This is a genomic window from Streptomyces sp. NBC_00690 (assembly GCF_036226685.1).
Lineage (GTDB): Bacteria > Actinomycetota > Actinomycetes > Streptomycetales > Streptomycetaceae > Streptomyces.
Map to the genome: position 1 here is coordinate 779593 of NZ_CP109009.1, position 23119 is coordinate 802711.

At 68.6% G+C, this 23119-nt stretch carries 22 protein-coding genes and 4 pseudogenes; 17 read left to right on the plus strand and 9 right to left on the minus strand.

Annotation, left to right across the window (positions count from 1 at the left end):
* Positions 1-81: 81 nt before the first annotated feature.
* Positions 82-621: a hypothetical protein gene (locus OID54_RS03440; protein ID WP_329013665.1), complete on the minus strand. Its 540-nt coding sequence runs from the start codon at positions 619-621 to the stop codon at positions 82-84.
* 158 nt (positions 622-779) lie between these two features.
* Here OID54_RS03440 and OID54_RS03445 point away from each other — a divergent pair, with 158 nt between their 5' ends.
* From OID54_RS03445 to OID54_RS03455, 3 genes and pseudogenes are all read left to right on the plus strand, one after another.
* On the plus strand, positions 780-3341 hold the full coding sequence (locus OID54_RS03445; RefSeq protein WP_329013668.1) for an AfsR/SARP family transcriptional regulator: 2562 nt from the start codon (positions 780-782) through the stop codon (positions 3339-3341).
* A gap of 1004 nt (positions 3342-4345) precedes the next feature.
* Positions 4346-4889: pseudogene (locus OID54_RS03450) on the plus strand (transposase); the annotation flags it as partial.
* The gene (locus tag OID54_RS03455) at positions 4886-5284 is read left to right on the plus strand and encodes a hypothetical protein (RefSeq protein ID WP_329013670.1); all 399 of its coding nucleotides are present in this window, start codon (positions 4886-4888) and stop codon (positions 5282-5284) included. The pseudogene OID54_RS03450 and the gene OID54_RS03455, both read left to right, overlap by 4 nt.
* An 8-nt stretch (positions 5285-5292) precedes the next feature.
* Here the strand turns inward: OID54_RS03455 and OID54_RS03460 are convergent, their stop codons facing one another.
* Both OID54_RS03460 and OID54_RS03465 read right to left on the minus strand, forming a co-directional pair.
* Positions 5293-5700 carry a hypothetical protein gene (locus OID54_RS03460; RefSeq protein WP_329013674.1) on the minus strand — a complete coding sequence of 136 codons (408 nt, stop codon included), beginning with the start codon at positions 5698-5700 and terminating at the stop codon, positions 5293-5295.
* A 302-nt stretch (positions 5701-6002) separates the two neighbouring features.
* Positions 6003-6341 carry a thioredoxin family protein gene (locus tag OID54_RS03465; RefSeq protein ID WP_329013676.1) on the minus strand — a complete coding sequence of 113 codons (339 nt, stop codon included), beginning with the start codon at positions 6339-6341 and terminating at the stop codon, positions 6003-6005.
* Positions 6342-6806: 465 nt separating this feature from the next.
* On the opposite strand from OID54_RS03465, the gene OID54_RS03470 reads away from it, so the two are divergent.
* Positions 6807-6953 carry a hypothetical protein gene (locus tag OID54_RS03470; protein WP_329013678.1) on the plus strand — a complete coding sequence of 49 codons (147 nt, stop codon included), beginning with the start codon at positions 6807-6809 and terminating at the stop codon, positions 6951-6953.
* 420 nt (positions 6954-7373) lie between these two features.
* Here OID54_RS03470 and OID54_RS03475 read toward each other — a convergent pair whose 3' ends face one another.
* On the minus strand, positions 7374-7673 hold the full coding sequence (locus OID54_RS03475) for a hypothetical protein (RefSeq protein WP_329013680.1): 300 nt from the start codon (positions 7671-7673) through the stop codon (positions 7374-7376).
* Positions 7664-8122, minus strand: coding sequence for a hypothetical protein (locus tag OID54_RS03480; protein ID WP_329013682.1), 459 nt, complete (start codon positions 8120-8122; stop codon positions 7664-7666). Before OID54_RS03480 ends, OID54_RS03475 begins: the two co-directional genes overlap by 10 nt.
* A gap of 277 nt (positions 8123-8399) precedes the next feature.
* Here OID54_RS03480 and OID54_RS03485 point away from each other — a divergent pair, with 277 nt between their 5' ends.
* The 4 genes from OID54_RS03485 to OID54_RS03495 all read left to right on the plus strand — a co-directional run bounded on the left by OID54_RS03485 (position 8400) and on the right by OID54_RS03495 (position 11306).
* A complete protein-coding gene (locus OID54_RS03485) occupies positions 8400-8597 on the plus strand; it encodes a hypothetical protein (protein ID WP_329013684.1) in 198 nt (65 codons plus the stop codon).
* Positions 8594-9034 carry a DinB/UmuC family translesion DNA polymerase gene (locus OID54_RS39135; RefSeq protein WP_443055750.1) on the plus strand — a complete coding sequence of 147 codons (441 nt, stop codon included), beginning with the start codon at positions 8594-8596 and terminating at the stop codon, positions 9032-9034. Before OID54_RS03485 ends, OID54_RS39135 begins: the two co-directional genes overlap by 4 nt.
* Positions 9035-9208: 174 nt before the next feature.
* The gene (locus OID54_RS03490; protein WP_329013687.1) at positions 9209-10561 is read left to right on the plus strand and encodes a HEAT repeat domain-containing protein; all 1353 of its coding nucleotides are present in this window, start codon (positions 9209-9211) and stop codon (positions 10559-10561) included.
* 541 nt (positions 10562-11102) lie between these two features.
* Positions 11103-11306: a cold-shock protein gene (locus OID54_RS03495; protein WP_329013690.1), complete on the plus strand. Its 204-nt coding sequence runs from the start codon at positions 11103-11105 to the stop codon at positions 11304-11306.
* A gap of 162 nt (positions 11307-11468) precedes the next feature.
* Here the strand turns inward: OID54_RS03495 and OID54_RS03500 are convergent.
* Together OID54_RS03500 and OID54_RS03505 are read right to left on the minus strand one after the other, a co-directional pair.
* Positions 11469-12398 (minus strand): annotated as a pseudogene (locus OID54_RS03500) (IS5 family transposase); the annotation flags it as partial.
* A gap of 244 nt (positions 12399-12642) precedes the next feature.
* Positions 12643-13521 (minus strand): alpha/beta fold hydrolase, encoded by an 879-nt coding sequence (locus OID54_RS03505; protein ID WP_329013692.1) that lies wholly within the window; start codon positions 13519-13521, stop codon positions 12643-12645.
* Between the two features lie 137 nt (positions 13522-13658).
* Between OID54_RS03505 and OID54_RS03510 the strand changes: the two genes are divergently transcribed.
* Positions 13659-15602 carry an AfsR/SARP family transcriptional regulator gene (locus tag OID54_RS03510; protein WP_329013695.1) on the plus strand — a complete coding sequence of 648 codons (1944 nt, stop codon included), beginning with the start codon at positions 13659-13661 and terminating at the stop codon, positions 15600-15602.
* Positions 15593-15883, plus strand: a pseudogene (locus OID54_RS03515) (CBS domain-containing protein); the annotation flags it as partial. The gene OID54_RS03510 and the pseudogene OID54_RS03515, both read left to right, overlap by 10 nt.
* Positions 15884-16419: 536 nt before the next feature.
* Here the strand turns inward: OID54_RS03515 and OID54_RS03520 are convergent.
* The gene (locus OID54_RS03520) at positions 16420-16734 is read right to left on the minus strand and encodes a hypothetical protein (RefSeq protein WP_329013698.1); all 315 of its coding nucleotides are present in this window, start codon (positions 16732-16734) and stop codon (positions 16420-16422) included.
* 157 nt (positions 16735-16891) lie between these two features.
* Positions 16892-17032 carry a hypothetical protein gene (locus OID54_RS03525; protein ID WP_329013701.1) on the minus strand — a complete coding sequence of 47 codons (141 nt, stop codon included), beginning with the start codon at positions 17030-17032 and terminating at the stop codon, positions 16892-16894.
* An 83-nt stretch (positions 17033-17115) separates the two neighbouring features.
* On the opposite strand from OID54_RS03525, the pseudogene OID54_RS03530 reads away from it, so the two are divergent.
* From OID54_RS03530 to OID54_RS03560, 7 genes and pseudogenes are all read left to right on the plus strand, one after another.
* A pseudogene (locus OID54_RS03530) lies at positions 17116-17634 on the plus strand (carbamoyltransferase C-terminal domain-containing protein); the annotation flags it as partial.
* Positions 17635-17688: 54 nt separating this feature from the next.
* Positions 17689-17838 carry a hypothetical protein gene (locus tag OID54_RS03535; RefSeq protein ID WP_329013705.1) on the plus strand — a complete coding sequence of 50 codons (150 nt, stop codon included), beginning with the start codon at positions 17689-17691 and terminating at the stop codon, positions 17836-17838.
* Positions 17835-18908, plus strand: coding sequence for a beta-ketoacyl-ACP synthase III (locus OID54_RS03540; RefSeq protein ID WP_329013708.1), 1074 nt, complete (start codon positions 17835-17837; stop codon positions 18906-18908). The genes OID54_RS03535 and OID54_RS03540 overlap by 4 nt, the downstream gene beginning before the upstream one ends.
* Positions 18875-19939 (plus strand): beta-ketoacyl-ACP synthase 3, encoded by a 1065-nt coding sequence (locus OID54_RS03545; RefSeq protein ID WP_329013711.1) that lies wholly within the window; start codon positions 18875-18877, stop codon positions 19937-19939. The genes OID54_RS03540 and OID54_RS03545 overlap by 34 nt, the downstream gene beginning before the upstream one ends.
* Positions 19940-20042: 103 nt before the next feature.
* Positions 20043-20863 (plus strand): IS5 family transposase gene (locus OID54_RS03550; RefSeq protein WP_329013717.1). Its coding sequence is split into 2 segments (ribosomal slippage): positions 20043-20403 and positions 20403-20863, totalling 822 coding nucleotides; the frame shifts between segments, so codons are not numbered across the junction.
* A 51-nt stretch (positions 20864-20914) separates the two neighbouring features.
* Positions 20915-21073: a hypothetical protein gene (locus tag OID54_RS03555; RefSeq protein ID WP_329027248.1), complete on the plus strand. Its 159-nt coding sequence runs from the start codon at positions 20915-20917 to the stop codon at positions 21071-21073.
* Positions 21074-21223: 150 nt separating this feature from the next.
* Positions 21224-22426 (plus strand): acyl-CoA dehydrogenase family protein, encoded by a 1203-nt coding sequence (locus OID54_RS03560; protein ID WP_329027249.1) that lies wholly within the window; start codon positions 21224-21226, stop codon positions 22424-22426.
* The last annotated feature ends 693 nt before the right edge of the window (positions 22427-23119 follow it).

Below are 23119 nucleotides of genomic sequence, written 5' to 3' on the forward strand. Positions count from 1 at the left end.
GGACCGAAACCAGAATCGAAGGCGGTACGGCCATGCGGACTACTCACTGCCCGCCCGGCCGGTCACGCTACTGTGCCGCCGTCAGTTCCAGGGGTTGGCCTGCTGGTCGTTGATGGCGGTCCAGAAGCGGGCGTTGGGGGCAATGTTGCCGTATGCCCAGAAGCTCCACCCGCCGACGTTCTCCAGGTCCGCACCGTAGCGGCCGTCGTGGAACTCGGCCTGGCGCCAGCCGATGCCGAAGGCCGCCGAGCAGACGCTGTTGGCCGCGGCCTGGCTGTTCAGCCGGGAGCCCTTCACCGACGGGCTGAGCGCGACGGTGCCGCCGGCCCAACCGTTGTAGAAGCCCAGGCTGATGCCCTCCGGCGCCGGGCTGCCGTCCACGTTGATGCAGAGGACCGGCAGCGAGACGGACGGAAGGGTGTCGCCGTTGTACGGGTCGCTCGGCGTCAGGTGCGCCGGACCGCCGACCCGGACGGTCCCGTCGGGGCCTGTGCCCAGCGTCTGCCAGGTCATCCCCTTGTGGGTCGCCGGCCCGGCGGCCTGCGCGGTGCTCACCGAGAGGGGAACCAGGGCCAGGCCGAGGGCGACGGCCAGGGCTGCGGCCCGCTTCATACGCTTCATACGACTGCTCCTTGAGTGTGAGGGAGCCGGCCCTTGCGGGGCCAGTGGAAGAAGACTCCCAAGCAGCTGCACGAAGTTGACACGATTCCGTCACCGAGTGGTCACGGGGTTCGAAAGCACCGAGTCGGCTCGATGTCGGCCAACTACGAGAGGGACACATGGAGTTCAGGATTCTGGGGCCACTGGAAGTGTGGACCGACGACGGAAGGCGGGCCCGGACGGAAGGGGCCAAGCAGGAGCGGATGCTCGCCGTCCTGCTGCTGAACGCCGGCGCCGTCGTCCCGGTGGCCCGACTGGTCGACGCGGTCTGGGACGACGAACCGCCGGCCACGGCGCACCGCCAGGTGCGGAACCTGGCAGGGCTGCTGCGGCGCAAGCTCGCCACCGCCCAGGACGGGCCGCCGGCGCTGCTCACCGACGGACCCGGCTACCGGATCGCACCGGACGGTCACCAGGTGGACGCCCGGACCTTCGCCCACCGGGTGTCGGTGGCGCGCCAACTGGCCGAGCACGGTGAACCCGTCGCCGCCGTAAAGGAGTTCCGCTCTGCGCTGGGCCTGTGGCGCGGCCCGGTGCTGGACGGGCTGTCCGGCAGCCTGCTGGCCGCCGGTTCGGTGGCACTGAACGAGCTTCGACTCACCGCTTGGGAGAACTGCCTCGACCTGGAGGCCGAACTGGGCCGGCACCGCCAGATCGTCCCGGAACTGACCGCACTGGTCGCCGAACACCCGCTCCGGGACCGCTTCGTGTCACAGCTCGTCCGGGCCCTGCACCGGGCGGGCCGACAGGCCGACGGGCTCGCCGCCTACGGCCGGTTCGCCCGACGGCTGGCCGACGAACTGGGCCTCGACCCCGGCCCTGAACTCCAGCTCCTGCAAAGGGAGTTACTGAAGGGCGGCCCCGTCCCGGCCGCCCCCTCGACCCGCCCCCGGCAGCAGGCCCCCAGGCCCGCCCAACTGCCGCCCGCACTGGCCACCTTCGTCGGACGGAGAGCGGAACTCGGCGCCCTGGACGGCGGCCTCGCCGGCCCGGCCGTCGCCGCCGGCATCGACGTGGTGACCGGCGGCGCCGGGACGGGCAAGACCGTCCTCGCCGTTCACTGGGCCCACCAGGTCCGCGAGCACTTCCCTGACGGCCAGCTCTACGTCAACCTGCGCGGGTACGCCTTCGGCCCGCCGCTGGCCCCGTACGAGGCGCTGGCCCGCTTCCTGCGGGCCCTCAACACCGACCCCGAGCGGATACCTGGCACCATCGACGAGAGCGCCGCACTGTACCGGTCGCTGCTCGCCGACCGCAGGGTTCTGGTACTGCTCGACAATGCCCACAACGCCGAGCAGGTCCGGCCGCTACTGCCCGGCTCCGCGGGCTCGCTGGCCCTGGTGACCAGTCGGAACGGGCTGGCCGGGCTCACCGCCTGCGACGGCGCCCGGCGGCTGGTGCTCGATGTACTCCCCCAGCCCGAGGCCGTCGAACTGCTCGCCCGGATCACCGGAGCCGACCGCACCCGCGCCGAACCCCGCGCCGCCGCCGAACTCGCCGCCGCCTGCGGCCACCTGCCGCTCGCCCTCGGCATCGCCGCGGGCCGCCTCGCGGAACGACCCCACCGCACCCTGGCGGAACACGCAGCCGAACTGCACAACTCAGAAAGTCGCCTGACGGCTCTTCAGATCGACGGCGACGCCACCTCCGCCCTCCGGGTGGCCTTCGACCTCTCCTACCGCGCCCTGCAACCCGCCCCCCAACGGCTCTTCCGACTACTCGGCCTGGCCCCCGACAGCTGCATCAGCACGGCCGCGGCCGCCGCGCTCTCCGGCTCGGCCACCGCCGGGACCAGGCCGGTACTCGAACATCTCGCCGCCGCCCACCTGGTCAACCCCGCCGGACCGGACCGCTACCGCCTGCACGACCTGCTGCGCTGCTACGCCGCCGAACGCGCCACCGCCGAAACCGGCCCCGCCGAACGCGCCGCCGCCCGGGAACGCCTCTGTTCCTGGTACCTGCACCACGCGGAGGCGGCGGCACGCCTGCTCACCCCGCAGTGCCAGCGCCTGCCGCTCACCGCCGTGGGCCCCTGGTACGAGCCGGCGAATTTCACCACCCCGGCCGAGGCGCGGCGGTGGTGCGAGATCGAGCACTCCCACCTGCTGGAGATCGTCCGGTACGCCGCCGAGCACGGCCTCGACGGCCACGCCGGGCAGCTGCCCGTGGTGCCCTGGAGCCACTTCCAGGCTGACCCGTACCCTGCGGACCGAGTGGAGGCGGACCGGTCGGCGGTCGCGACGGCACGCCGGACCGGCGACCGCAGCGGCGAGGGCCACACCCGCAACAATCTGGCCACCACCCTGAGCGTGCAGGGCCGGTACGAACCCGCCCTAGGCGAACTGCCCACGGCCCGGGCGCTGCTGGCTCGGTCGGCAACCGCGCGGGCGAAGCCCACATGGTCGGGAACCTGGGCGAGCAGCGCCTGCTCAGCGAGCAGTACGAGGCCACCACCGCCTACCTTCGCGAGACCCTCGCGATGCCGCGGGAACTCTGGGACTTTTCTGAGACTTCCGGCTGCATCAACGAGCATGACCAAAACAATCGAAAGAGTATTTACACAGGTCAGCAGCTCGGCACCAGCAAACACAGCAGGTCACGGGGCCGCCTGGTCTCTTCCGGGACATCTGATCGGAACCACCAGGCTCGGTGCATCACTCATTGTCGCCCCATCGCCTTAAGAAGGGGCGGCGCTACACATGCAGCCCTGCCGGATGACGGCTACATCCACCCTTCACGCGGAGTGGAGGCCCCTGCTCGGCCGACGACCAACACCGAACCCTGACGCTCGCCCGAGCCCTCCTTCTCTTGATGCCCATATGACGCTCGGGCCCCGGAAATCGCCGCAATCGCGCCCGTCAGACGGCCTCTGACCTGCACTTACCTTCAACCAGACCCAAGCCGACGTCTCCTCGATGACGCATCACGTGGAGCGCGTGGTCCTGTCACGCGCCCAATCGACCGAGGCGACGCCTCCGCCCAACCGTCGCTTCGCCACAGAACCAAGATCCGGACCATACGCGGGCCAAGTTCCGGTCGATGACGGACGGAACCAGCATTCCTGCTGGTCAGCCAGGTGAACATCCTGTACCACCAGCAGACGAAAAATCTTCTCGTGTCGTACTCACCCAGGAAGTTGGGCTTCTTCTAGGAGCCTACGAGAAGGCGCCTGACCTGGGCTTTCCCTCGTCAGGCGCCTTTCGTTCCACCCTCCCACGGATGAGCCCGTTTTACGTCGTAGCTCCCAGTTCCTCCCGCACCCGTCCCACCTCTGACCAGCTGTTCCGGACCAGTCACGGACCAAAACCCGACTCATGCGTCAGGTGTCGCGCCGTGGGTGATGCGGTCCCACTCGCCCTGCTCATTCTCGCCCCATCGTGCAACTGGCCAGAGAATCCGGCCAACGGCCAGAGTCCCTACGTAAAAAGGCGCCAATCTACGCATCGCGAAGGGATCTGACAGGGAGGATCGGACCGGTTCATCATGAACTCTTCATCCTTCAGTGACAGGGTCGGGAACACGCAAGTCTGCTGCCACCAGGTGTTCTTCGGGGTGTCAAAGGTCGACTTGCCCGGGAGAGATCTTCAAGCCCTTCCGGAGCTTTATCCGTCTGCCCTGAGCGAATGACGAAAGGGCTCCACTGGATCGCCTGCAACCTGGAGGGAACGGACAACTCGCAGCGGCATTAGAGGACCCGACCCTGGTGGTCCTGGACACCCAGAGTGTTCATGTGGCCGCTGGGGTCCCCGCTTCCACGACCGGCCATGATCCGGCCAAGCGGGGTGTCCGGCCGCAAGCGCGGCTTGGCCGTGGATGTCCCTCGGCCTGGTCATTGCGGTCGTCGTCCTCGCCGCGAACACCCACGACAACGCCGCGGGCATCGTCCTGCTGGACCGGGTCGTCGAGCACGCCGGCGACACCGTCCACAAAGCCCTGGTTGACCAGGCTTCAAGAACCAGGTCGTCATGCACGGTGCCGGCCTGGGGGTCGATGTCGAGATCGTCGCACGCGACCCGCAGATCAAGGGGTTCGTGCCGCAGCCGATGCGGTGGAGGGTCGAGCAGGCCTACGGGATCCTGACACTGCACCGGCGCCAGGTCCGCGACTACGAGCACCGCCCCTCTTCCTCCGCCTCCCGCGTCTACTGGGCGATGACCCACGTTATGATCCGACGCCTCACCGGCACGAACACCCCCACCTGGCGCGAAGAACGGGCGGTAACAGCGTGAACATCCAGCCCTTGCTCGACGCTCTGGACCTTCAGGAAGACGCCGCCCGGGCCGTGGCCGACGGCCTCCGTGCACAGATCGACGACGTGCAGAGCCGGTTGCGGGAGGCCGAGACCCACCTGGAGCACCTCGCGATCACCCGCAAGACCGTCACCGGCCTCGCCGACCGGCTTCCGGCTGTCGCGCCGGACCTGCCAGAGCACCCGGACTACCCCCGCATCCTCGACGCCTTCAACCACGCGACCGGGCCGCTACGGGCCAAGGACGTCTGCGAAGCCCTTGGCCACGAACTGTTGCCGAAGAACGTAGAAGGCACCCGCGCCAAGATGAAACGCCTGGTCAAACTCGGCATCCTCACCGAGGCCGGCACCGGAAACTTCGCGAGAAAGCCGTAGCCGGACACCTATGTCCAGCAATCGCTGGCCACAATCTGGCGTGCGTACTGGTCCTCCGGGGCGATGTCCGCAACTACCTTCTGCGCTTCTCGCACCCGACCCGTCTCGCACATCAGTCGAACAAGGATGTAGAGGGCGCCACGGTCGCCGTCTTCGGCGCGGTCACACAGCGCCGCCTCCATACCCCGCTCTCGAAGCGATCTGTTGAGTCTTCGTCGTGCGTGGCTATCCGTGAGGGCGCGCTCCGTAAGTTCCGAAATCCGTTCCGCTCGGGCCAGCAGATCCATGTGCCACAGATGGTTGTCGTGCATGTCTGGATCGTCGGAGAAGCATTCGGCGTGGGCCCTTACCAGCGCGATCGCCTCGTCCCAATCTTGAAGCGCTTCCGCCGCCCGAGCTCGCTCCGACCAGTCCACAAGACGAGTATCGCCTGTGGCCCCACCGAACAGCGCCTTTCGAAGTATCCGCTGATGAGCGCCCTTCAAGACAAGACACGGTCCAGTGCCCACGAACCGCCCTCTGACGGCCCAGCAGTACCTCGGCGCGGGCGGAGGGTGCACGGGCCAGGAGGCCGGAGGCGCTCTGCTCGGGGGATCGTGAGGTTCACGTGCTTGTTCGCCTTGATCGCCCGGCGGATGTCCGCTTCCACACCGCTCCTGCTGGAGAACTACCCCCAAGGTGTCTCAGGAGGCGCAGCTCCTGTAGCCGCAGCGGCCGCTCAGAGGTGGCCGTCCAGGAACATCCGTACCTCGGTGATGGTCATGGGCCCCGTGCCGTGCGACACCGCTTCTCCCTCCTTCAGCAGGACGCAGGACGGGGCTCCGGTGATTCCGTATCGCTCGGTTGCGGCCGGACAACGCGTGATGTCGACGCGGACGGCCGTCAGGCGGCCCGTGTACTCGTCGGCGATGGCACCCACGACGAGGTCCATCACCCGGCAGGGCTCGATCGCCTTGGCCCATGTCCCGGTGAAGTATGCAAGGACCGGAAATCCGCTCATCCCAAGGATGAAATTGAACTCCGCGTCCTCACGGGGTCGGTGAACCCGGTTCGCCATGGAAGCTCCTGACCTCGCGTTCCGTCATTCATCCCCATCATGCCTCGCGCGGTGTGCCGGGCCGGACCGGTCGGTCGGTTGACCTTGTCGGAAGGGAGGCACGGGACCGTCGTAGCACAACGCTAGTCCCGTGCCCCGGCCCTGGTGACCCGGCCTGGCCGCCCCTGGAAAGTGCCGCTCGACGTCGCCTAGATCGACGGCCTCTCGCAAATACGCCTCGGCCCATGCCTGATCCCCAACCTCCTTCCGCATCCGAGCCAGTCTGATGAAGGCATTGGTGTCGCCTTGCTCCACGGCCTGCCGATAGAGCGCCTCAGCCCCCTCCCGATCACCAGCCTCCTCCCGCATCCAAGCGAGGCTGACCAATGCCTCGATGTCGCCTAGCTCCGCTGCCTGTCGAGCCAGCGCTTCGGCTCCTTCCCGATCCCCAGCCCTCCCCCGCTTCCAGGCCACATGGGTGAGTGCTTGGGCGCTGCCCTGTTTGGCGGCGTATTGGTTGAGGTGGTGGGCCCATTGGAGGCGGTGTCGGTGCTCGGCCGCTTCGGCGAGACGTTCGAGGTCGTCGGGGTGGGTGATGTGGGTGTGGGCAGCGTGCCAGAAGGAGGCGGGTGAGGCATAGGCGACCGCGGGTGGCGCGGCCGTGTTGTTCGAGGTAGTCGGCGAGGCGGAACACTGGCCCCCATGCTGTGGAGGCGTGGTGGCGGGGGGTTTCGGCGCGCCGGGTGGGCATCGCTGGGGGCACAAGTTCGCCCGGTGCAAGGGGGCTTCCTTGCCGTGGACCGGTTCAGCGAGTTCGGCGAAGGCCCGTTCCGCCCAGTCCTCCGTGATTCGGCTTCAGTCGGTGTCAGTGAGGTAGTCGGTGGCCGCGTCGGTGAGGAAGGTCTGCGGGAGGTGGAGACCGGCTCCGAGGCGGCGGGCGTCCATTGCGGCTTCGAGCAGGGCGCGGGTTGGCGGGGTGCCGTGGTGGTAGCGGTTGAGGAGTTCGGGTGCTCCGGCGAGGTCTTGGGCGACCCGCCCGTCGGCCCGGCCCCGTTACAGGGCTTCGGCCAGCAGTCCGTCGCCCTTGTGCGCGAGGGATTCGGCGGCGGCGAGGGCCGCAGGGTCGAAGGCTTCGGGGACAGCCAGGATGCGGCCGGCGAGGAGTTCCCGGACCCGGCTGTGGGAATCTGCCTGACCTGGTAAGGGCAGGGCGGTGTACCGGGTGGCGTACTCCGGCCACAGGGTGCCCAGTATCAGTACCGGACTCCGCTCTGCCGTGGTCAGGATGCTGTGGACGGCGGCTGCGATCCGCTCTCCCACCTGTGGGTCGGGCTGGGCTTCGTTCAGCCACACGACCGTTCGCGGCCGGACCCGGTGCAGTTCGTCCAAGGCGGCCTCGGCCGGGTCGGGTCGAAGGGGTGCCAAAGCTGCCACCCGTGCCCCGCGAGGGGCTGCACGGCCTCCCAGCACGCCCTCGTCTCCCCCGTCGACGAACTCCCCACCAGGACCACGATCCCGCTGCGGCCGGCTGCGGCGTCCCGTGCGGCGCTCTCCAGCACTTGGCCGTGCGCCCGCCGCACATAACCGGGCAGGACCCGCATACCGGCCCCGGTGGAGTCGGGGGCCAGCGTGCTGTACCCGGCGGGGTGGACCTCCAGATCGTGCGGCTCCCACTCCTTGACCGGGCGCCCCGGCCCCTCTTCAGTCCTGGCCGCGTCCGCAGTCCACCGCAGCTCCAGCAGTTCGTCGGCGGGCAGCCGAAGGGCCGTGGCAAGGGCCTGCACCGTCTTTGCAGAGGGCACGAGCCCGCCATCTCGGAACGCTTCCGAGACCGTGGTACGCCCCAGCCCGCCCGCCGGGCCAACTCGGTCTTGTTCAGACGCATACGGGCCAGCCCGCCGTTGAGCCTCCTCCGCAGTTCGGTGTGCGCCTCGCCGCCGCCTGGCTCGTCGTACATCTGTTTCCGCCCCCGGGTGCCGTGTGTTCGCCGGTGTCCATCTTCGGCCCGGCGAACCCCGGCGGCACCCCTTCCGCGAGCTTCGACCACATCAGTACCCCTACCGCTGCCGGGAGTCAGCCGTGACCGTCGCCGTCGTCCTTCTCACCATCGCCATCGTGACCGTCGTCGCGGTCCTGGCCGCCGCCGGCGCGGGCAAGCTCGCCCGCATGGACGGCGCCACCTACCCCGCCGCCCTCACCCGTGCCGGTGTCGCCTTCGCCGGCGTCCTCACCCTCGCCGCCGCCATGACCGCAGCCCTCACCGCCCTCCTCGCCTGAGGGCCGGCCACCGCTTCCCCACCGACGAACTCGACCCGCGCGCATACCACCGCGCGCTCACCGCACTCGCCGACCAGATCACCCACCGCCTCCGCAGAAACGACGAGACGGCCAGCACCCTGACGATCACCGCCCGCTACGCCGACCAGAACACCACCACCCGCTCCCGAACCCTGCCCCAGCCCTCCCACCACGGCCCGACGCTGATCACCAACGGCCTGGGCCTCCTCGCCACCCTCGGCCTGCAACGCGCCCGCGTCCGCACCCTCACCCTCCCCACCACAACACCCCTGCAACTGTCCCTCGACCCAGCCGACGACCGCGCACTGCACCTCGAAGCCGCCGTAGACCGCGTGCGCGCCCGCTTCGGACCCACCCTCGCCAAACCCGCCGTCCTGGCAAGCGGCGCACGTTCACGGATTCCCGAGCGCACCTAGCGAAAGACCACGCGCCGGACACCCCCGCTGAAGGGCCCCTGCTGCTCAGCTCGTCGGCGGCCAGGTCCCAGCGCAGCTTCGTGCCGACCCGGGGCGCAGCGTAGGCACGGTGGTAGGAGGCGCGTCCGAGAGATGCTGTGCAGCCGGATCGTTGTCGGATGGACAATCTCAGACTTGATCACCAAACTGCTGTTCCGCGCAGGGGTGGATGATGTGAAGGCGATTGAGGATCTTGCGGATCGAGGGATGCGGGAAGCAGCGCGAGACGTCCTGGCAGCTATGGGGCAGGCCGCCGTTCAGCCTCTCCTGCGGGAGCTGCTCCGCGAGTCGTCGCCGGTGCGCCCGTGGGAGATCGAGTTCGTTGTGACCACGAAGATCGGGCTGGCGGCATACAACGAGGTGCTGACTGCGCTCGCCCAGGCGATGGACCAGGAGTCACGACGTCGGATAGGCGGGGTGTTCACCGGGTTCGGGGCGGTCGAACGCTACGTCGAAGCCCTGTCTCACCCCTCGGCTCATGTGCGCAACTACGCCGCTGTGGGGATCCAGTTCGCCCGCGCTGTCCCGCTTGGCCGCTCCCCTCAGCCCGGGCAGGACCTCGACTCCGTGATCGAGGCGCTGATTCCCGTCCTGGCTGATCCGCACCCAGAGGTGGCCCAACGGGTGGAGTGGGTCTTGACGATGCTCGGGCCGGGCGTCATCGAGCCGTTGCGGAGGATCCGCCGCGACGGGCCGGGCGTACTGCGGGCGAGGGCGCTCACCGTGCTGGCTTCGGTAGGCGGTGAGCAGGCCCTGTCCGGGCATGACCTGGCTGCCGTGGAACGGCTCATCCGGATCAAGGTGCTGGGAGAGCAGGCGATCCCCTTGGATACCTGTTCCCTCTCCTGGGTAGCCGTGCCCGGCGGTGATCGGATGGGGATCATGGAGGTGCTGAGCCTTTGGGATCAGCGGCAGTGCACCTTCGCGCTGGGGCATAGCGTCGTCGCCCACGACAGCGTCGATGTCCCTGCCTATGGGCGGGTGTACGTGACACCCCAGGTGGACGGCTGGACGCTGGTGCTCGGTCCGTGGTGCAGCCCCGTCGACTCTGAGCGTGCCGGGGACGTCCTGCGCTTGGTGGTGGAGCTGAGCAGGCGCTATGGCCAAGCGCAGGCGTACTACTTCGGCGAGCAGGGCGGCGGTTCGGGTTGGCTTGTCGCAGAAGCCGGGCAGGTGGTGCGCCGTTTCTTCGCCTGCTGGGGAGATGACGAGGCCCGCTTCGCCCTGGGGGACCCCCTGCTCCAGGAGACCGCATGGCGAACGGAGATGGGGCTGGCCTCATCTCCGGGCGTGGAGTCGGCCGACGACGACCCTGCTGAACAATGGGAGGACTGGGCCGCGTACCTGGCTCCTGAGTTGGCCCAGGCGCTGGGGGTGAGCCCTTTCAACCTGGGCCCGCATACCCAGGTCCGCGGCACGGGGACGATTGCCCTCACCCCCTACGCACGGGAGCACGGCAAACCGAGGACTGGGGCCTATCGCATCTAGTCGACAGGCCAGAAAATGGACAGCCAAACCGACCCGCCACAACGCCCGTGACCAGGCGCCCGGATTCCCCATCCGCTGATACCCACCCACGGCACCAACCCGTCTTCTCACGCGGGCGGCGGGGAAGCGAAGAATCAGCGGTGGCGGCAGTGGGAGCAACGCCGCCCCGCATTCGCGAAACCGCACTGCGCCCTCACTGTTGCCTTCCCCACCCAGCGCGATCCGGGCTGATGCCCGGTGCGGGGGCGACGCTGTGAAGGGCGCTGTGTGCCGGGGTGTGTGGTGGGCTTGCGGCGGGTTTCGCGACCGCCAGGGGAGCGCTGTGGTGGGGCTTCCTTCGCGGGAGGTTGTGGGGTGTGGGTTGCTGGTGGGTAGGGGACTGTCCGTGTAGCGTTTGGGGGAGCTGTCATGGTTCCGAAGTACCGTCCCCGTGTACGCGAGTTCGCGGGGTGTTTGCTGTTCAGTGTCTCTGAGGGCCAGGGCGATCACCTCCGGGATCCGTAGCACGCGGGTCCCGATCTTCGAGTCCCCTGGAGGACATATGGCTACCGGCACTGTGAAGTGGTTCAACGCGGAAAAGGGCTTCGGCTTCATCGAGCAGGACGGCGGGGGCCCGGATGTCTTCGCTCACTACTCGAACATCGCCAGCTCCGGCTTCCGCGAGCTCAGCGAGGGACAGAAGGTGAAGTTCGACATCACCCAGGGGCAGAAGGGCCCCCAGGCGGAGAACATCACCCCTGCCTGACCAGCTACAACACGGTGCCCCGCACAGGTGCGGGGCACCATCTGCACCGGCCTGGTTGCGTGCGCGTTCCACGTTCACCAGCCATCCCAAAGCCCTGTGCCCACCACCTGCCCCAGTGACATCGCGCCGGCCGCAGACCGCTAGGGACTGTTTCTCGGATCATGTGCGGAGCCAGATGATGAGGGCTGCGAGGGTGATGGTGCCGAGGTAGATGTAGGCGCGTTTCTCGTAGCGTGTGGAGACGGCGCGGAAGCTCTTGAGGCGGTTGATGGCTCGTTCGACGGTGTTGCGTTTCTTGTAGCGCTCGCGGTCGAAGCCGGTGGGACGGCCGCCTCGGGAACCGCGACTCTTGCGGTGTCTCTGCTGGTCGAGGCGCTCGGGGATGGTGTGCCGGATTCCGCGTCGTCGCAGGTAGCGCCGGTTCTTCCGAGAGGTGTAGGCATTGTCCGCCAGAACATGGCCGGGCCGGCTCCGGGGCCTGCCGACTCCGAGACGGGGCACGGAGACCTGCTCCAGCACTCGCTCGAACTGGGGGCCGTCACCGTAGTGTCCGGGTGTCAGGACGAGGGCGAGGGGCCGGCATCGCCCGTCGGCGGCAAGGTGGATTTTGGTGGTGAATCCGCCGCGGGAACGTCCCAGACACTCGCCGATCTGACCACCTCCTGGAGCCGGACCGCCAGTTTCCTCAACACCGGATCGACCTGGTTCGTCCCCCGAACGTTCCCCCTTTGAGGATCTGCGGCCGCCGGTGTCTTCCTCGCGCCGGCGGCATGCTGGTGGGCCCGCACGGCTGTCGAGTCGACGGACACATCCCAGTCGATCTGGCCCGCGGCGTCCTCGGCCGCCTGGATCCGAGACAAAAGCATCGTCCACGTTCCGTCCGCTGACCAGCGGCGATGACGTTTATAGACGGTCTCCCACGGCCCGAACCGCTCCGGCAGATCCCTCCACTGCACGCCCGTCCGGACCCGGTAGAGGACCCCGTTGATCACCCCGACGGTGGTCACTCCACCGGCCCCCGCGGGCACCACCAGGAGGCAAGAACGACTCCAACTGGTCCCACTCCGCATTCGTCAGATCACCACGGCCCATACAAACAGCCTGACCCCAACACCCGACGCACGTCAGGAGATCCGAGAAACAGTGCCTAACCCCACCGATCCAGGGAACCCTCGGTGGACCGACGGGTCCAACCGCGGGGCTTCGGTGTCCGGTGGGGTGAACGGCGCCGCGTTTTCCCGGGCAGCGCCCACGACCGCAGGCAGACGGGCGGCCGGTTCACCGGCCACCCGGAACCTGGGGCTCGCCCGCCGCTCCCGTGGCCCGGATGAAGGGCTCAGCGGAGCAGCAGGTCGCGGATCGCCTCGGTGATCTCGTCGGGTGCTTCCTCGGCCATGAAGTGCCCCGCGCCGGTCAGCCGGTGGTCGAGGTCCGGTGCCCACGCGTGCCAGACCGCGGCGGCGTCGTAGCCCAGTCGCACGCCCCAGTCCTGCTGGACGACCGTCACGGGCATGGCCAGCTGGGAACCGGCGTCCTGGTCCGCCTGGTCGTGTGTGACGTCGATGCCCGCCGAGGCCCGGAAGTCCGCGACGATCGACGGCACGGCCGCGGCGCTCGCCCGCAGGTACGCGGACCGGACCGGTTCCCGCATGGCCGCCGGGTTACTGGCCCAGGCGTCGAGGAAGGAGCCGAAGAAGGCATCGGCGCTGTTGGCGATCATCGTCTCCGGCAGGCCCGGTGGCTGCGCCATGAGGAACAGGTGGTAGCCGACCGCCGCTGGGAGACCGTGCAAGACGTTCCACATGTCCAGGGTCGGTACGACGTCGAGGATGCCCAGGTGCGAGAGGACCTCGGGATGGTCCAGCCCCGCCCGGAAGGCAACCAGAGCGCCTCGGTCGTGGCCGACCATGGCGAAGCGCTCATGGCCGAGCGCCGCCGCCAAGGCGACGACATCGGCGGCCATGGTGCGCTTGGAGTAGACATCAGGGCCGGTGGCCACCGGCTTGTCACTGGCGCCATAGCCGCGCAGGTCGGGACAGACCACCGTGTGCTCGCCGGCGAGCCGCTCGGCGACGTGCCGCCACATCAGGTGGGTCTGGGGAAAGCCGTGCAGCAGCACGACCGGGCTGCCATGGCCGCCGACAGCTGCGGCCAGCTCCACTCCGTCAGCGCCGGGCAGACGGACGTGGTCGAAACCGGGGATGGTGAGAGTCATGAAGGGCCCCTTTCTGGGGTCGAGGGACCGGCGAACGCTGTGGTCCGAGGGGTGACGGAATCAGCGTGGGTGACGGCGATCAGCAGCCGATCAGTACGCTGCGACGCCGCAGACCTGCGGCACGCAAGATGGAGGGCATGCGAATCGACGTACTCGGTGCCGTGCGTGCCCTCCACGACGACGGAACCCCGGTCGACCTGGGCGGACCCCGCCACCGCGAGGTACTCGCCCGGCTTGTCGCCGCCGAGGGACGGATGGTCCCCACCAACACCCTCGTGGACGACCTGTGGGCCGAACCACCGGCGCGCGCCCTGGGTGCGTTGCATACGTTCGTCGCCGCGCTGCGCCGCGCCATCGAACCCGGCCGGCCGCCCCGCACCACGCCGCGCGTCCTCGTCACGGAAGGACCCGGCTACGCTCTGCGCCTGCCGCGCGACACCGTAGACGTCCACCGGTTCGAGGACGCCCTGGCCCGCGCCCGGCATACTCCCGGTGCGCTGACCGGCCTCGACGCGGCCCTCGCGGCCTGGCGCGGCCCCGCCTACGCCGACGTGACCGGCTCCGCGTGGGTGCAGCGCGAACGGGCCCGGCTGGAGGAGCTGAGGCTGGAGGGGGTGGAACTGCGCGCCCGCCTCCTCCTCGACTCCGGTTCAGGAGCCGCCCTGGTCGCCGAACTGGGCGCCCACGTCACCGAACACCCCTGGCGTGAGCCGGCCTGGGGACTGCTGGCCCGCGCACTGCACCGGGCGGGCCGTCAGGCGGACGCACTGGCCACCCTCCGCCGCGCCCGCACAATGCTCGCGGACCAACTCGGGCTCGACCCAGGTGCCGACCTCCGGCACCTGGAGACGGACATTCTCCGCGGAGCTGCGACCCTCCAGCCCTCACACACCGTGTGGACCGCAGGCGTACGACTCGGCCCGCGCACCACCGTCGAACTGGCCCGCACTCTGGCCCTGGCGGGTGGTGACGCCCTCATCCACTCGCGGCGCGACCGCCTCGCCGCCGTCCGGGCGGCGGAGCGCTCCGGAGACATCAACCTGACCGCCCGCGTCATCGGCGCCTACGACGTGCCCGCCCTTTGGAGCCGGGCCGACGACCCCGAGCAGTCCCGCGCCGTCGTCGCGGCGGCCGAACGTACACTCACCGCGCTGGGTGCCGACGGCCCCGCCGAACTGCGCGCCCGCCTGCTGGCCACCGTCGCGGTTGAGAGCCGCAGCGCCGATCTGTCCACAATCGAGCAAAGGCGCGCCGGGCAAGCAGCGCGCGAGGCCGAGGCCCTGGCCCGGGAGCTAGGCGATCCAGCCCTCCTGGTGTTCGCCCTCAACGGCGTGTTCCTCCAGTCCTTCACCCGACCCGGGCTCGCGGCGCAACGGGACATGATCGGAGCCGAGGTCCTCGACCTAGCCGCCCTCCATGAGCTGCCGGACTTCAGCGTGCTCGGCCGTCTCATCCGCTTGCAGTCCGCCTCAGCTCTCGGCGACCTCGACACCGCGGCCGCACACGCCGAGGCCGCCGAGCAACTCGCCATCAGCGCCGAGGCACCTCTCGTCCCCGTGCTCACCGGCTGGTTTCGAGCCCGTGTCACCGCCGCCCGCAGCACCGAACCGGGCGGGCCGACCGCCGCCACGGCCGCGGTGCAGTATCGCGCCGCCGAGCACGCCCTCGCCGAGACAGCGGGCATGCCCGGACTGCACCGCGGCCTGTTCGCGCTCGCCCTCATGGGCCTACGCCTCCTGCACGACCGCCCCGCGCCCACCGATCCCGCCCTCGACTGGGGCCCGTATCTCCCCTGGACGCGCCCCCTGGTGCTGCTCGCCCGCCATCAGGACGAAGAGGCCCGTAACGCCCTGACCATGACGCCAGACCCGCCCCTTGACCACATGCAGGAGGCACTCTGGTGCCTGACCGCCCACGCCGCCGCCCGCCTCGACGAGCGCCCGGTCGCTGCCCGCGCGGCAACGGCCCTGCGCGCCGCCCGCACCGAACACGCGGGCGGTGCGAGCGGGATGCTGACCCTGGGACCGGTGGCGCGGTACCTGGCAGAGGCAGAGGCTTGCGCCAACAAAGAGACCGCCTGAAAGGGGTTCTGACCGATCGGGACATCGTCACCAAGATCCTCGCCCAGGGCAAAGACCCCGCCCAGGCCACCGCAGGTGAGCTGGCGCAGGGTGAAACGGGAACCATCAGCGCCGCCGACGACGCGGACGAGATCCTGCGCACCATGATCTCCCACAAGGTGCGCAGGCTGCCGGTCATCGACGGCCGCCGCCTCGTCGGCATGGTCGCCCAAGCCGACGTCGCCCGCGCCCTCCCCGACCCACAAGTCGGCGAACTCCTCGAAGCCCTCTCCACCGACTGACCAACCTCCTGGGTGGTAGTTGCTCTACAGGTGGGTGGTGAGGGGCCTGCCCGAGGCTCTCGGGCTCTCTTCCTCTCCGGGTGCCCTAGCCGGGCGAAGGGGGTTCCGCGCCAACCCCCAAGCGAGATCGACGAACTATTCCGCGAGATCACCGACTCCGTCGAGGAGTTGAAGAGCGCGATCGACCGTAGTATCCGGTTCGATCTGACCGGCGGCGGCGTGGCCCTCACATACTCCAGAGGCGGGTGCCCCGTCACCGGCACAGGTCACCAGCCACGTGAGCAGCAGTCACCCGAAGGGCAAGATCACGGGCGGGAAGGTCTCGGCCACCTTGAACACATGCAGCATGAGGGCCGCCCGGCCGGGGTCCACTCGACGCAGGCATGGCCGCATTCCTCCTGAGCCTCATCGACGGCACCTCGCCCCACACCACCGCCCTCCTACCCCCGTCAACGCGACCCGCTACTGGACGCGCACTCCCTCATGTGGTGGATGCAGTTGGACGGGCCGTTGCCCCGGCAGTGGCAGATCGCACTTCAGCTCTCGCACAACGCCAGGGCGGGGCAGGACGACCCGGCGATCCTCAAGGAGTTGGACGAGGAGTTGGGGTCGGTGGTGTGGTGGCAGTACACGGGGCTGGGCGACAAGGCTTTGGCCCTGCTGGAGAGGGTGGATGTCGCGTCCCTGGGCGAGGCGAGGCGAAGCGGGCGGGCATGGCGCCGCTGGAGGCGGTGTTCGGGGTGCGGGACGTGCCGGTGGAGACAGCGGCCCTCATGCGGGTGGCCGTCGACTGCATGGTGCAGGACGGTGCCGTCCCGGCTGACGAGCCGTGGTGTGCGCCGGAGGGCCATGGCGGAGAACGTACTTCCACCTGTCGGGTAGGTGACACCGAAAGCTGCCCCAGGCCAGCCACCCCTGACCTGACTGAGCTGCGGCTCATCGCTGGTAGTTGTGCACCTCGCTCTCGCTATCGGCGGGGTCGGTGGGTGTGGCGGGGGTTGGGTAGAACTACTGGGCCCATCGGCGGAACGCGCCTATGCCGCCGTCCGCGCTGTTGAGCTTTGGGTGGCGTACGTGCTGTTTGTGGTGGAAGACCGGCAGATCGCGTTTGCCGTCGCGGACCAGCCAGTGGTTCAGGATGCTGCTCAATGGGCGCTCAAGCAGACGGGCGACGCGGCTGTCGAGGGCGTAGGGGAGGCGCGGCAGGGTGAGTTCGGCTCCGGTGACCGCGCCAGGGGGCGATGGGGGTGGCCCTCAAGATCAAATTCCGGGAGTCGTTCCGACCGTTCGCGCCGGCGGTGCTGGCCGAGGACGCCGGGGACTACTTCGACCTCGACCAGCAGAGCCCGTACATGCTCATGGTCGCCGACGTCGCACAGGCCCAGCAGTTGGCCGGGGGCGCCGTCACCGAGGCGAAGGGGCTGGATCTGCTCCAGGTGCCCCGGTCAACCATTCCCGCAGTCACCCACGTGGACCTGTCGGCCCGGGTGCAGACCGTCGACGAGCACATCCATCCGGACTTCCACCGCCTGCTAACTGCCTTCAAGCGGCTCACGGGATGTCCGGTGCTGGTCAACACCTCCTTCAACGTGCGTGGGGAGCCGATCGTCCTTTCCCCGCAAGACGCCTACGCCTGCTTCATGCGCACCGACATCGACCTACTCGCGCTCGGTCCGTACCTCCTACGCAAGGACCGTCAACCGAAGTGGCGGGAATCGCGGGACTGGCGCGAGGAGATCCCACTGGACTGACCGGACCCACCCACCAAGAGCGCCTGCTGTCACAGACACAACGAGGTCCAGCACATGTGGGGTCTGGTCCTACGGCCCGTCTACTTCCTGCTGTTCACACCGTTCAGCCTGCTGGTACGCATGGTCACCGACCCGCTGCACCGCAGATGGGACCCCTCCGCCAGCGACTACTGGCACTACTCCCGCCAACCGGGGGACCGATGACACCACAGGCGGCGCGGGCCGCGGTGATCGCGGGAGCGGGATACTGGCTGCCGCCCCCGGTTCTCACCAACGAGGAACTCGGCCACCGAGTCGGCGCCACCGCCGAGTGGCTGCACAGCCGCACCGGGATCATCGAACGACATGTGACGCCGCCAGGCATGGCCACCGCCGACCTCGCGGTCGAAGCAGGGCGCAAAGCCCTCATGTCAGCCGGCACCCGTCGTGTCGACGCCGTCATCGTCGCCACCGCCACCCCCAACCGTATCTGCCCGGCCACCGCACCCGAGGTCGCCACCCGCCTCGACCAGGCGCAGATCGCCGCATTCGACGTCGGTGCAGCATGCAGCGGATTCCTCTACTCCCTTGCCATAGCTCAGGGCCTGATCGCCATCGGCCAAGCCGGAAAGGTCCTGGTCATCGGTGCCGAGACACTGACCTCCATCCTGGATCCTCAGGACAGAGCGACCTCGGCGATCTTCGCCGACGGCGCAGGGGCGATGGTCCTCAGGGCAGGCACTGCCGACGAACTCGGCGCGATCGGCCCGGTCATCCTCGGGAGCGACGGCACCGGCGGGGACCTGATCGCCGTGGCCGCGGGAGGATCTCGACAACCCTCGGCCACGACGCCCGGAAGCGGGCCCGGATCACGCTTCCTGTCGGTATCCGGTCCCGAGGTATTCAGACAGGCGGTCAAACACATGGCCGCCGTGACCCACCAAGCGCTCACCGCGGCCGGATGGCAACTCGGCGATGTGGACCGCGTCTTCGCCCACCAAGCCAACGCACACATCCTCACCGCCGTCACACGCAAACTCGGCGTCCCGCCCTACCGCATGGCGACCAACCTCCGGCACATCGGTAACACCTCCGCCGCTTCCATCCCCATCCTGCTGGCACAAGACGCGGCTCACGGGCTCATCAAACCCGGCGACCGCGCCCTTCTCACCGCATTCGGCGCAGGACTCACCTGGGCCGCCACCACACTCACCTGGCCACCCCTCCCCCACCACACTCCCGTCCCTGGAGGAGAACACCCATGCCCACACCGACCGCCGTCCTGTGCGGGCTAGGCACCAGCCTTCCCGACCGAAGCGTCACGAACGACCAACTCATCCACGACAACAACCTGGACTCCGACCCGCGATGGATACTCGAACGCACCGGAATCCAAGCCCGACGCATGGCCGACACACACACCAGCACCGGCGACCTGGCGAGCGCGGCCGGAACAGCGGCCCTCCACTCCGCCGCGGAACAAGCAGGCCCCACGATCACCCCCGACATCGTCCTCCTCGCCACCACCACCCCGGACCACCGCTGCCCCGCCACCGCACCCGCAGTCGCCCACCGCATCGGCCTCGGCGGCGTACCGGCCCTCGACCTCTCCGCCGCCTGCGCCGGATTCGTCTACGCACTGACCTGCGCAAAAGCACTGATCACCGCAGGCATCTACACCCACCCCCTGATCATCGGCGCCGAAACCTACACCACCACCCTCATCGACCCACACGACCGCGACACCGCCATCCTCTTCGGCGACGGCGCTGCAGCCGCCCTCCTGCGCCCCGGAACAGACGACGAACCAGGCGCACTTCTCACCTCCACCCTGGGCAGCGACGGCGCACGCGCGGAATTCGCCCACGTGCCCGCAGGAGGCTCACGCCTCCCCTTCCCCGCCCCAACAGCCGCTCCACGGGACCACTACCTGCGCATGAACGGCAGCGCGGTCTTCACCCAGGCCGTCCGACGCATGACCGCCTCAGCCCTCCACACCCTCGCCCAAACCGGCTGGACCACCAACGACGTCGAGGCATACATCAGCCACCAGGCCAACCAACGCATCATCAACGCCGTCGCCGACCGCCTCCAGATTCCCCAACCCAGACGCCACGGCAACCTACGCCAACTGGGCAACACCGCCGCAGCCTCCATCCCCCTGGCCATCGCCGACGCCGCCGATACCCGATCCGTCAAACCCGGAGCGCGCACACTGCTCACCGGCTTCGGCGCCGGCCTCGCGTGGGGCGCCCACACCATGCTCTTCCCCGACGCCCGACCACACTCCCAACCACCCCGCACCCACCACGAGGACACCCCGTGACCGCCCGCTACACACACCTGACAACCCTGCTCACTCAGAGGAGCTAACAGAAAGCTGTGGTGGAAGCCATGTCCTCTTCCCCTGGCGGATCGTTGGGCGGGGTATGGGGAAGGGGAATGGTCCGCCGTGGGTGGTGTCGGACGACCTGTGGATGCGGGTCGAGCCGCTGCTGCCGGTCAGGCAGCGCCGGTCGTGCAACCCGGGGCGGCTGCCGCTTGATGACCGCGGTTGCCTGCAGGGCATCTTGTTCGTGCTGCACACCGGGATCCAGTGGGAGTGGCTGCCGCAGGAGCTCGGGTTCGGCTCCGGAATGACGTGCTGGCGGAGGCTGCGGGACTGGCACGAGGCCGGTGTCTGGGACCGGCTGCACCAGCTGCTTCTCACCGAACTGCATCGCGCGGGGAAGCTGGACTGGTCCCGGGCGGTGATCGACGGCTCGCACCGCCAAGCCCGTCGGGGCGGCCCAAAACCGGGCCGAGCCCGGTCGACCGCGCCCGGCCCGGCTCGAAGCACCACATCATCACCGATGCCGTCGGCACACCGCTTGCCATCACCCTGACCGGCGGAAACCGCCACGACGTCACCCAGCTACTGCCCCTACTCGACGCGATCCCCCGCATCCGCGGGACCACCGGCCGGCCACGCCACCGTCCCCGGCAGCTGTTCGCCGACCGAGGCTACGACTACGACAAGTACCGCCGACTGCTGTGGAAGCGCGGCATCAAACCAGTCATCGCTCGCCGGGGCGTGCCCCACGGCTCCGGCCTAGGCACTGTTCGGTGGGTCGTCGAGCGCACGAACGCTTGGATTCATGGCTTCCGACGGCTACGGATCCGCTGGGACATCCGCGACGACATCCACGAAGCGTTCCTGAAACTCGCCTGCTGCGTGATCACCTACAGACGAGTCCAGGCATTGTGTTAGCTCCTCTCAGAAGCTCAGCGTCGCACCCGCCACCATCCACCCGACGCGACCCTGGCCGACCTCGAACTGGACTCCCTGGCGATCGTCGAACTAACCATGGCCCTCCAAGACGACTGGGGCATCGACCTCGAAGACATCGACACACCGCCAGAGTTGACGTTGGCCCAACTCCTGACGTTGGCCGACAACGCGCCCACCCTTGGCACATGACCACACCCCGCCCACAGCCCAACAAGCCCCAGCGCCGACCGCTACCCCGCCAACCGAGAGCGACCGCGATCGCCATGTCCCGCAACCCAGCGAACCCCCCACCCACCGACCTCGGCGCCCACATGGCATTCAGCACCACAAACCCCGAACATCGCCGCGTTCCGCCAGCGCGTCCGCACCCTCCTCGACCGCCAAGTCGCCCCCCTCCTCCCCGCCAGCGAATCCAACCGGCGCTTCCCCCGCCCAGCCATCACCTCACTCGGCAGCGAAGGGATCTCCAACGAACGCTGGGCCGGCGGCCCCCACGGCGACCTGGGACGCTCCGTTCCCCTGTCCGAGGAAATGGGGCGAGCCGGACTCGGAGGCATCGGCGTCGGCATCGGCCTCCATCTCGAAGCAGCCACCTCCCTCCTCCGCAAACACAGCACCACCGCCTACACCAAGAACGTCCTCACCCAAGCACTGGAGGGAACAAGCCTCTTCTGTGTCGCCACCTCAGAGGAACTGGTCGGATCAAACCTGGCCGCAGTCACCACTGAACTCACCGCCGAAGGCAACCGATGGCGCGTACACGGCACCAAATGGATCGTCTCCCCCGGAGCCAGCGCGGACTACGCCCTCGTCCTATGCCGCGCAGAACAAGGCCCAGCCATCGCCATCGTCCCCCACCAGGACCTCACCCTTCGCACACGCTGGAAAACCTCCGGAATGCGAAGCCTGGAAACCGTCCAGCTCACCGTCGACGCCCTCATCCCTGACGAAGCCGTCTTGGTTCGCCCAGGCCACGGACTTGGCGCAATCGCTCAGGGCCTCCGCTACGAAAGACTCGCCCTCGCAGCCCAAGCCCTCGGAACCGCAGAACTCGCCATACGACTCACCCTCACCCACATGAAACGACGCAAGCAGTTCGGCACCTCCCTCTACCGGCACCAGGCACTGCGCCTCCGCATCGCGGAACTCCACTCCCAGGTACACCTCACCCAACGAGCCCTGTACGCGACTGTCAGCGAGATCTCCGCCGGAGGCCCACTGTCAGCAGCCGACATCGCCGCACTCAAAGCCACAGCGAGCCGCCTCGCGGAACACACCACCAGCGAATGCGCCCACATCTTCGGAGGCCGCGGATACACCGCAGACCACTCACCGATAGAACGACTCTGGCGCGACACCAAAGTCACCCGCCTCGGCGGCGGCAGCGACGAAATGATGTGGGAAATCGTCGCCGCGAACCTCCGGCCGGACCACGCGCTGTACGAGCACTGGATCACCACCGACAGCGACCACAACCCTCTAATGTTGAACGCAAGGAAAAACCCGATGCCACCGAAGAGAAGAGAGAAGACAATCGAATAGGGGTTGGCGTCCGAAAGATGCACCCCCGCCCTCAACAGCGAGCATAGCGGTCCACATAAAGAACCTTCCGAATGGCGATGTGGGTTCAAGTAACTCCCACTTGCCGAGGTAATAGATCGTTCTAAGTTTTAGCTCATTCGCCTGCAGCAGGGGATGGAGTTGACCGTGGACCTTCCGACGGGCATGAAGTCGGCGTAGAACGTGTACACCTTCGTCGCTGCGCCTTTGAGGTCGGCGAGAAGGAGAAATCCTACGGTTGCTGCGACAGTACCGATCGCGACTGGAATCACGAATGACACTCCTTGTGCTGCACTGGTCAGGTCAGCGGCCGGTGAACCAGACACCGCTCTCGGTGAGGTTCATGCCCTCATATCCTTCGAACTCCAGGCCGAACCCCAGGCCCATTTCTACGGACTGGACCTGGACCCCCGTGGAGTTGGTAGTACCGATCGCCAGCGCCCCCCAGTTTCTGCCCGTCCGCGCCGGCCAGGGCAACTTCAGGGGACTGACCCCTCATGGACGGCTTCGGCCAGACCGTCCGCAGCATCACCCCCGGCGGCCTCGGCAACTACCAGACCCGCACGATCCGGTGTTCCCCCCACCACCACGCCCCAGCACGCGGACGTCGGTGACACGCACCCCCTCGACCCGGGCCGGGCAGGACTCGGACCGTGAGCGCGATTGCAAGGGCGG